General features: G+C 68.2%; 6 protein-coding genes and 1 pseudogene. 1 reads left to right on the forward strand and 6 read right to left on the reverse strand.

The features are described 5' to 3' along the window. The 6 genes and pseudogenes from QZT59_RS11600 to QZT59_RS11625 form a co-directional block, all read right to left on the reverse strand. Positions 1 to 887, reverse strand: a pseudogene (locus QZT59_RS11600) (tryptophan--tRNA ligase); the annotation flags it as partial. A gap of 314 nt (positions 888 to 1,201) precedes the next feature. After that, positions 1,202 to 2,002, reverse strand: a complete 801-nt coding sequence (locus QZT59_RS11605) for a hypothetical protein (protein WP_290816125.1) — start codon at positions 2,000 to 2,002, stop codon at positions 1,202 to 1,204. Positions 2,003 to 2,170: 168 nt separating this feature from the next. Then, positions 2,171 to 3,037 carry a serine/threonine-protein kinase Rio1 gene (gene rio1 / locus QZT59_RS11610; protein WP_290816129.1) on the reverse strand — a complete coding sequence of 289 codons (867 nt, stop codon included), beginning with the start codon at positions 3,035 to 3,037 and terminating at the stop codon, positions 2,171 to 2,173. A gap of 194 nt (positions 3,038 to 3,231) precedes the next feature. Continuing rightward, the gene (gene endA / locus QZT59_RS11615; protein ID WP_290816132.1) at positions 3,232 to 4,281 is read right to left on the reverse strand and encodes a tRNA-intron lyase; all 1,050 of its coding nucleotides are present in this window, start codon (positions 4,279 to 4,281) and stop codon (positions 3,232 to 3,234) included. A gap of 117 nt (positions 4,282 to 4,398) precedes the next feature. Then, positions 4,399 to 5,265: a winged helix-turn-helix domain-containing protein gene (locus tag QZT59_RS11620; RefSeq protein WP_290816135.1), complete on the reverse strand. Its 867-nt coding sequence runs from the start codon at positions 5,263 to 5,265 to the stop codon at positions 4,399 to 4,401. A gap of 76 nt (positions 5,266 to 5,341) precedes the next feature. Continuing rightward, positions 5,342 to 9,493, reverse strand: coding sequence for a tetratricopeptide repeat protein (locus QZT59_RS11625; RefSeq protein WP_290816138.1), 4,152 nt, complete (start codon positions 9,491 to 9,493; stop codon positions 5,342 to 5,344). A 323-nt stretch (positions 9,494 to 9,816) separates the two neighbouring features. Between QZT59_RS11625 and QZT59_RS19230 the strand changes: the two genes are divergently transcribed. Beyond that, positions 9,817 to 10,079, forward strand: a 263-nt coding sequence (locus QZT59_RS19230; protein WP_394348652.1) for a PQQ-binding-like beta-propeller repeat protein, incomplete at its 3' end; no start/stop codon positions are given.

Here is a 10,079-nt window from a genome sequence, read left to right on the forward strand (position 1 = left end):
AGGAACCGGCCGAGCAGCGCCCCCGGCTTGTCGACGGGAAGAGCCTCCTTCGTCGCAACGTCACGACAGAGCCGGACGTGGGGATCCTGGTCGACGGCGATCGGCACCAGCGTGGGCTGGCGGCCATCGACGAACTGGGGAAGCAGGAGGTGGGCTGCTTGCATCGCCGGGTAGAACGCGAGGCCGACGTTCTCCTGGTCGCCGTAGACGGCCTCGACGGTCGCCGGCGTCAGGTGATCCGCCAGCCGGACGGCGATCGGATAGAGGAGGTCCGCGTCGGCCGTGTCGATCAGGATCCGCGTCCGGTCCGGGTCGAAGCCGATCGCGAGCACGTCCCGGAGGTTCTCGCGGGTGTGGGTACCGATCTCGGCGAACGACTGGTCTTTCGCGAGGAACTTCTCGTCGTCAGAAAACGGCAGGTAGACCGTCGCCCCGGTCGCCTTCTGGAATCGTCTCGCGAGATAGAGCGGGAGGAGGTGACCCAGGTGAAGCGGTCCCGAGGGACCGATGCCGGTGACGATCGCGTGGTCGTCGCCCGCCTCGACCGCCGCCAGATAGCGGTCGACGTCGCGACCGGCGTAGAACGTTCGCCGGCGGATCGCCGGGTGGTCGGGCAGTCGGGCGATCTGGTCGTCGGTGAGCCGATCGGCGCCGAAGTCCTCGAGGAGCTTCTCGTAGTCGATCTCCCCCTCGACGGCGGACGGCGTGACCGTGAATTCGCCGTCGGCACCGTCCGTTTGCCCCTGCGCGTTGGTGTACTCGGCCCGCTGTGGGTCGTTGGCATCCTCGGCTTGCCGTGCGTCGGCTGCGTCGGTGTCCTGATCGACGGACTCGACGCTCGCGGTGATGTCTGCGTTCGATACGTCGGAGTCGGTGGGTCGTGTCATGCGTGTTCTGGTCTGATGGGTGATACTGACGGGCGGTACGCGAGAGAACGAAGGGAGCGTCCGTCGCCACGCCCACCGGTTTAGGCCGCGACGCGCGCGACGACGGAACTGTCCGCTCTCGAGGGCGAACTCCAGCGCCACGCGAGAGCCGACGTCATTGGACGTAATTGTGGATATCGAGTCAAAAACGTTTCGCGAATCGGTGCTCGGCCGCGACGCGATTTCGCGCTCGACCCCACTCGTGTGGGCCGCCAACTCACCAGCAGTCGAGTTCTATCGCCAACCCACCGCAGTGAGCGGATTCAGGGGCCAACTCACCAGCAACCGAGTTCGGTCCAGCGCTCGTCGTCGAGTTCGATCGGAGTCTCGTCGTCCCGTTTTTGCCACACCTCCGGCTCGATTTCGGTTCGGGACGTCCCATCCCAGCTGATACGGTAGGCGACGAACGTTTCGCCGTGGCCGAGCCACTGAGCCGATCGGTTCTCGACGAACAGTGACGTCCCCTCGTGGTCGACGACGAACTCGTCGCCCCCGGCGACCGCCACGAGCGCTTCGACGACCTGTTCGGATCGAAACGAGCGCTCACGGCCGGTTTCGACGACCCGGTCGAGTGCGTCCAGCGTCTCCTCGCTGTCGGCGATCGGTTCCTCCGCTGACGACACGCGTTCGAGATCCTCGACGTCCTCGTCGGACGTGGGCGTCTCGAACGGGCTCACCGTCGCCTCCCAGTCCCGGCCGCTCATATCGAAGAACACGTGAGCGTCGGCCCGGGCGGCGCCGTGGGAGGTCGCGACTGCCTCGAGGGTCACACCGACTCGGTCCAGGCCAGTGTAGTCCTCGACGTCCTCGATGTACGCTTTCTCGAACTCCTCGACGAACGATTCGACGGCGTCGCGATCCGCTGGATAGGGCGGCGTCACGTCCGTTTCCGGACAGCCCGCGACGGAGGTGTCGGTGCCACCATCATCGTCTCCCGTCCCGTCGCCACCTGCATCGTCGTCTCCCGTCCCGTTGCCACCTGCACCCTCTTCCGCCAGCGTCGCCTCGCCGTCGAGACAGCCGGCGCCAAGCGCCAGGCCGGGTCCCACCGCCGCGAGGAGCGTCCGTCGCTTCATGGTAGTGACGTCGAGGGAGACTGAAAAGTGTTTTCGGCAAGGTGAAACGCACGTTTGGCCGTCTGGACCGCATCGTTGACCTGCGTCCGGCGGGACATCTGGAGGAGATGTGGCTGTGTGTCGGTTGCCGGGGCCGGGGTCGCTACGGTAGCCTGAGTCGACTGCCCCTCACTCCCGCGACGGATCCGGTTCGGGCTCGGTGACGAACGTGAGCAGTTCGTCGTCCGTAATCTCGAGGCCCTGTCGACGGAAGAACGCAGCGACGTTGCGACAGTCCCGTTCCAGGAAGCCGCGGCTGTTGGGGTGGTGGACGGTCACCGACTGGCCGAGATCCAACACCACGAGCTGGCCGTCGTCGAAGACGACGTTGTACTCGCTGAGGTCGCCGTGGACGAGCCCCGCGGCGTACAGTCTGCGCATGTACTCGCGGAGCACCTCGTAGGCGGTTTCCGGATTCTCGACGTGGAGCTCGCCGAGGCGCTTTGCCCGGCCGTCCTCGTCGCCGATGTACTCCATCACGAGCACGTTTCGTTCGGTGGCGATCGGCTCGGGAACCCTGACACCCGCGTTCTTCGCACGCCGGAGGTTGGCGAACTCCTTTTTGGTCCAGGCGAGGACGACGTCTTTTTTCTTTCCGCCTAGCCCCTCGAAGCGGGGATCGCCTTCGAGGTAATCGCGCATCTGCCGGAAGTTCGAGGCGTTGATGCGGTAGACTTTGACCGCGACCTCCGTCTCATCGGGCCCGAGCGCGAGGTAGACGTTCGCCTCCTTGCCCGTCGAGATCGGGCCGCCGAAGGCGTCGACGTGGCCGTCCTGGACGAGTTTGTAGAGCGCGGCGAAGGTGGCGTCGTCGAACACCGACTGCTCGACTTTGAACTGGTCGGCGTCTGTGATCCGCTCGCGAAACTGACTGAACTCCCGGTCGCGCTCGCGGGCGATCCGGTCGGCCTCCGTGTCGGAGACGTCGATCTCCTCCCACTCGTCACCCGGCGTCGCCGTGGAGTCGGGATCGATCAGCCCGTACTCGTTGCCCATTGACCAGAATCTAGACGGCCGACGGGCTAAAAGGGTCGGTATCGTTCAGCCGGTCGGTTGGCGGTCGACGATCCGGTCGGCTCGGTCCAGCGGCGGCCCCCATTCCAGTCGGCTCGGGCCGGAGACGGTCGACGATGCAGTCGACCAGAGCCGGTGCGTCGGTCGACCTGTTCGTGCTCGACGCTGCCGTCGCTTCACGGCGTCAGTCGCTCGATCGACCGGAACTCGATTGTGTCGGTGGCATCGCCGACCAGCGCGAACACCATCGTCTTCCGGACGCCGTGAGCCAGTCGGACGTCGAGGGCGAGATCGCGCGGCTCGAAGACGTGCGACTGGGTTAGCACTCGCACCAGCAGTTCGGAGTGGCCGAGGCTCTCGACGCTGTCGACGTCGCTGTAGGTCCGAAAGTCCGCGCCGAACTTGTAGCCCGTCTTCGGGACGACGCCCCGGTCGCGCAGCTCCGCGTACACCCGGAGCCGGCGGTCGAATCGCTCACCTTCGACGTCGCGGCCGCGGGTGCGGACCGTGTCGGGGTCGAGTGCGATTGCGTCGCGCTCGGCGAGGTAGGTTGCCTCGACGAGCGAACACTGTAACGTCGGTCGGTCGTACTCCCGGCCCTCGAGCGGCTGGCCGTAAAAGGTCCGCTCGTAGAGGCTCTCCGGGGGCTCCCAGCAGACGACGCGGTCGGCCAGCAGGTCGGCGTCGACGCTCGCGGGGAGCTCGCGGACGCTCGTGCCCTTCACCTCGGGCTCGTCGATCTCGAAGTAGGTTATCTCGCTCTCCTCGTCGACGACGGCGAGCGTGCCCGGCTCCAGGTCGGCCGCCGGCAGGTCGGTCCGCTCGCCGACCACTCGAAGGTCGTAGGCGACCTCGCCGTCCCCTGGCCCTTTGCCGCGCGGAAAGACGACGAAGTCGACGGTTCCGTCGGGTGGCTCCGCCACCCAGGGTTCTCGCGCTGGGGAGAGGTAGAACCCTCGTGACCGAAGGTCGGCGTAGACCAGAAACCGGGTCGCGAACGTCTCGTCGGCCTCCCTGGCGACGAACTCCCGAAATCCCAGCCCCTCGTCGCGGACTCGAACCGCCGAGAGCCCGCCGTGAAACAGCAGGTGGGCGGCTTCGATTGGGGCGAGTGCGATCTCGTTGCCCGAGGTGGGGTAGCCGTAGCCGCGGGAGTCGTGAAACCGCTGGCGGGCGTCGCCACCGACGCGGACGACGTCGCCGTCGCGTTCGCCCTCGAGTGTCATACACACGGGTGACCGCGCCGGCACAAAGGCGTGTTGAAACCGGCGGCGGTCAGCTCGACACCCGCAGGGCCGCGCGACCGCATCACCGGAACCGCCAGACGTGCGCCTAGCCCGAGATCACTCGTCGCTTCCTCCCGCTCGGTCGCCCCCGCGCTGGACGTCACCCTCTGGACCGTCTACCAGGGCGCCCGTGCGATCGGTGGCGTCGCGACGACACTCCTCGAAGCGATCTTCGGCCCAGCGGACGGCGGGTTCGGCGTCGGTGACGATGCTCCCGTGGATCGTCCCGCGAGCCGTGAGGACGACGAGGTGGACGGTGGTCGCGGACCGGCACGGTTCGTCGTCGACCGTCCGGTCGATCAACCAGAGCCCGAACGGCGGAGTGGGACCGACCGACACGGAACATCCATCCGTGTCGGCCATCCCGACGGCCCGGCGTGGAAACTCCTCGTGAAGCGTCTCGAAGACGTCCTCCGAGACGACGAGCTCGGCGGGCCGGTCGTCGGTGACGACGCGTTCGTAGAGGAGGCGAATCAGGCGTGGACTGTCGAGGCTCGGGAGGACCGCACGATAGCGGCCGGCGTCGAGCAGGTCGGCCAGCAGTCGTTCGAGCGGCCGATACGGCGCCGACTCGGTCGCGAGAACAGCCTCGCCCCCGACGATCGCCTCCGGCTCGACGCCGCTCGACGCCGGGAGCGGAGCCAGCACCTCCTCGGCCGTGAGGACCTCGTCGAGCTCGGTGAGAAAGTCCTCGAACCGGCGGTGGGCGAGCCGGCCGGCCGTCGTGAGGGTGATCCCGCCGTCGCCGCGTTCGACGAAGTTCTGGGCTTCGAGCGCGCCGAGGGCCCGGCTGACGGTTCGCCTGGAGTGATCTGTCTCATCGACGAGGTCGCGAACGTGGGCGGGGTCCCGACCGAGCCGTTCGAGCACGTCTCGCCTGTCGATCAGCGCGCTAACCTCCTCGACCCGTTTCGGCTCGCCCATTTCTGGACTGAGAACGACCGTCGACTGGCTTATACGCTCTGGGCGAAACCGACTCGGTGGACGGGGTTCTCGAGGGTCACTGTGCGGTCGAGAGCCATTCCGCGTGTCGATCCGCAACCTCCGCCGAGGCGTCCGCCACCAGCCCCCTCGCCAACTGATACCATCCGTCGAGGTCGAAGTCAGTGGCCCCGTCGCCGACGTCGGCCTCGAGCGTCTGCTCACCGCCCGCGTCGAGGACCTCCCTGATCGTCTCGAGCGCGTCCTCAGTCGCCCCGACGGACGCGAAGTCGTCGACGGCGTCGGAGAAGCGATCGCGGGCGCTCCCATACTCGCCGCCGTTCGCAGCGATCTGGCCGAGCAGCCGGTCGCTGCGCGCCAGCCAGTAGGCGTCTCCCTCGGCGGCGAAGCGGTCCCTGGCGGCGGTAGCGTCCTCCCGCGCCGAGTCGAGTTCGCCCCGCGCGAGCGCCAGGCTGCCGCGAGTCAGTCGACACCTCTGGGCGACCGGACTATCCGCCGTCTCTGCCGCGGCGAGACCCTCTTCGAGCCGGTCGTGTGCCCGCTCGTACGCCTCCTCGCGGATATCGATCTCGGCGAGCAAGCGCAAACTCCGCGCGAGCTGCTCGGCGTCGTCACACTCGGTCGCCTCCTCGACGGCCCGGTCGAGGTGCTCGCGGGCGCGGCCGTCCGATCCTCGCCGGAGTGAGAGCGCGCCGAGGTTGTTGCGGACCATAGCGACGTCGTCGGCCGTCTCGAGCGATCGTTTACCGTCGAGACTCTCCTCGAGGTGATCGGCGGCTCGATCGAACTCGCCTCGTCGCAGTTCGACCTCGCCGAGGTTGTTGAGGCAGGTGTACTCGCCGCGACGATCGCCGATTTCACGGCTGATCTCGAGACTTCGTTCGAAGAGCTCTGCTGCCCGATCGTAGCGTCCCCGCAGGCGTTCGAGTTCGCCCAGGTTGTTGAGGCCCGTGCCCTCGCCGTGGCGATTACCGAGTTCGCGGTGAAGGTCGACTATTCGTTCGAACAGGTCGCCCGCTCGGTCGTACTCCCCTCGAGTTGCCGCGACGATTCCCAGATTGTTGAGAACCTGCACCTGACCGCGGCGATCGCCGATTTCTCGGCGAATCTCGAGGCTGCGTTCGTAGCACTCGACCGCGAGCTCCGTGTCGCCACGCAGTCGTTCCACCTCGCCGAGGTTAGCGAGTGCGTCACCCTCGCCGGCACGGTCGCCGATCTCGCGGCGGATCTCGAGGCTGCGACCGTACAGCTCGCTGGCGCGCTCGTAGCTCCCCGCGATCACCGCGACGTTTCCGAGACTGTTGAGCGTGATCGCCTCCCCGCGACGGTCGCCGAGTACACGACGAATCTCGAGACTCCGTTCGCCGTACTCGCGGGCACGATCGTACTGACTCATCTGCCTGGCGACGTTGCCGAGTTCGTTGAGCGTCTCCGCCTCGCCGCGGCGATCGCCGATCTCGCGGCGGATCTCGAGGCTGCGTTCGTAGAATTCGCGCGTGCGATCGTAATCACCCGTCTCGTAGGCGACCCGTCCGAGCCGATGGTTCACGTCGGCCGTGCCCCGCCGGAACCCCGCGGCGCGAAAGTCATCGAGGGCGACCTGGTAGTGACTGTCGGCCTCGGCGTACTCGCCGCGCTCGCTCAGCGCTTCGCCGAGGGCCATCTCGGCACGGCCACGAATCGCTGATGCACCGTCTCCCGCCCCCTCGCCGTCGATGGCCATCAGACACTCCCGGCAGGCCGCGGTCGCGTCGTCGTACGCGCCGCGGTTGATCGCCACGCGGGCGAGCCCGAGCGAGCCCTCGGGGGCCGTTTCGGCCGCCGCCGATGCCCGCACGAAGGCTCGTTCGGCCCGATCGTAGTAGCCGCCCGCGAGGAACAGCTCGCCGAGCCAGATCGGCAGCTGCGTGCGGACGGCGCCCGAACACGCCGCGGGCACCTGGATGCTGTCGCGTTCGCCGTCGCCGAACAGCGGCGCGAACTGCGAGCGGTTCCGCGCGACGACGTGAATCGCCTCCGCGACGTCATCGGCCCACGACGCCGGGTCGTCGAGCGGGGCCGCGCGCACTCGGTCCTCCCCGAGGTGCCGTTCGATGCGGTGACGGCGTTCCGGCTCGTCGGCCAGCGCGAGGGCGACGCTGACGGTCGTTCCGAACCGCTTCGCGGCACCCGCCTCGCCTTCGAGCTCCAGTAGCCGAGCCAGGAACGCCGTCGCCCACTCCTCGTGAAGCGTCCGGAAGGACCCGTCTTCGCGCGGGAAGAGGACCCGCCCGGTGAGGCGCTCGATCGCCTCGTCGACCTCGTCGAACGAGGCTGGACCGGCGACCGCGTAGAGCGTGGCTCGATCGACGCCGACGCCGGCGACGGTGAGTGCGTTCGCGAGCGTGCAGACCGACACCGCTAGCTCGTCGTCCGCGATCGACTCGTAAACGGAGGCGACCGCCACTTCGAGCGCGGTCGCCTCCCGATCGAGCGGGTCGGCGTAGGTGGACAGACGGTGGATCACTCGCGGCAGCTCGGTACTCGCGACGGCGTCTTCGGCCGCCTCGTCGCGGACCGCAGCCCAGAGCCGCTCGGGGGTGACGTCGATCCTCCGCCCCACGGTTTTCTCGAAGCGGTCGAGCAGCGCCGCGCAGTCGGCGCGCGTGAACGACGGGGCGTAAATCGGTTCGAGATCGGTTCGCCCCGCCGTCGCGTCCGAGAATGTCCCCCACTCGGAATCGCGGGCGTCGAGCAGCACGCTCACGTCGGTCCGTTCGGCGAGTCGATCGATCGCCTCGAAGATCGCGTTCGCGGCCGGTCGAACGGCGTCCTCGACGACGACGAGCGCGTGCCCATCGGCGCCACTCGCGAACGCGACGAGATCGTCTACGCTCTCGAACGGCCGGCCGCTGTCTCCCTCGCGGTAGAGGACGGGGCCACGGCCGGCCTCGTACCAGCGACAGGCCACCTGTTTGCAGATCGTGCTCTTGCCCGAACCCGCCGGCCCGAGCAGGATGCGGTTCCGGCCCGCCGCCAGGTCCGCCGCGAGCGCCGCGGCGAGAGACGACCCCTCGGCCCCCGAGTCGCGATCTCGTCGACCGGCCTCCCGATCCACGCCGTTCGACTCCCCTCGATCGTCCGCGGGGGTCGCTCGCTCGCCGACTTCAGCCTCCGCTCGCGCGTCACCCTCACGCCCGTCCCGCCCGGACCCGTCCGACCCGTGCCGTTCGATGGCGTAGCCGACGTGGACTTCGGCGGGCGAGAGGCCGGCGCGCCAGGCCGTCTCCGGATCGGCGACCGGCTCGTCGACGAAGTACGCGAGGTCCAGTTGGACGAACCCCTCTCGTTCGAGCGAGACGGGGAGCGTTCGGACGATCCCCGTCGTTCCGCCGTCCTGGATCTCGCGCCCGATGGGGCTGTCAGCATCCCGTATCAGCTCGTCCGTCCGGTCGGTCGCCCTGGCGCGATGTGCCTCGAACTGCGCGGTCGCCCAGCCGATCGCAGCGTCGGCGTCATTGACGAGGCTGCCGTGGACTCCTCCGTGTTCGGCGAGCACGACCAGGTGGACCGTCGACCCGTTCGAACGCGCGGACTCGCGGTTGACCGCCGCGAGGTGATACGGTGGAACGGGCCCGACGAGCATACTGAATCCGTCCGCCTGGGCGAGCGCCTCCGCTCGACGGGGGAACTCGCGGCGGAGTGTCTCGAACACCTCCTCGGTCACGACGAGTTCGGCGGACGTGCCGTCGGCCACGACGCGTTCGTACAGGAGCTGCACGAGACGGGGATCCGGCACCGTGGGAACGAGCGCCCGGTAGCGGTCGGCGTCGGCCAGCGCGTCGTACAGTCGCTCGAGCGGTCGGTAGGCGACCGATTCGGTCGGCGAAACGGGTTCGGCACCGACGACCATCGCCGGGTCGACCGGCGCGGAGTCGGGAATCGGATCGACCACGGCCTCGGCGCGGAGGACGTCGTCGAACCCGGAGCGGGTGTCGGCGAGGTGATCGAGTGCCAGTCGCCCGGCCGTCGTGATCGCGACGCCGTCCTCGCCACGCTCGACGAGCCCGAGCGCCTCGAGATCCCCGACGGCCCGATTGACCGTCGAACGCGACGTCCCGACCTCGTCGACGAGGTCGCCGATGCGGACCGACGACCGGCAGAGCCGCTCGAGCACCTCCCGTCGCTCGATGAGCGTCTTCAGCTGCTCGATCTCGTCGGCATCGGTCATTGTCTTCGTGAGTGATTTTTCGCCCTATTACGTATGTTTGTGGGCCAGAGGTGTCGACTCACTCGCGAGTTGCGTCTGGACGGGCGAGACGCGGAGGTGTCGTACGACTGCCGGCGGGTAGCTGCCCGATTCCGGATCCGGACCGGCTCGGAACAGTCGCCCTCGAGACGCGACGTAATCGGCGTCTCGGTTTCTCCGTCGCTCGCCTCGTGCACGAGCGGTCCAGACGGGGTCGCTCGCTTCACTCGAGGACGCCCAATTCACTCGATGACACAGTGTGCCGGACGGTGGCTTGATTCCCCTGAATCGTCTCTCCCCCAGCGATGCAGACGAATCAGTATTCACGACCGAGCGGGTTGACGCGTCGCGGTGCACTGGTCGCTGCCGGGGCCGGCATTGCGACGGTAGTCGGAGTGGGTCGCGCCGAGGCACGCGCCGGCGAGGGCGAACTCCTGTGGCACTTCGAGGACAGTGCAGGACAGCCGACTGTGGAAGACGGTGTCGTCTACAGTACGACCGACGGAAACCTGTTCGCGCTAGACGGCGAGGATGGTGACGAGCTGTGGACGGCCGAGGGCGCGTACGC

The organism is Halovivax sp. (assembly GCA_007119345.1).
Taxonomy (GTDB): Archaea; Halobacteriota; Halobacteria; order Halobacteriales; family Natrialbaceae; genus Halovivax.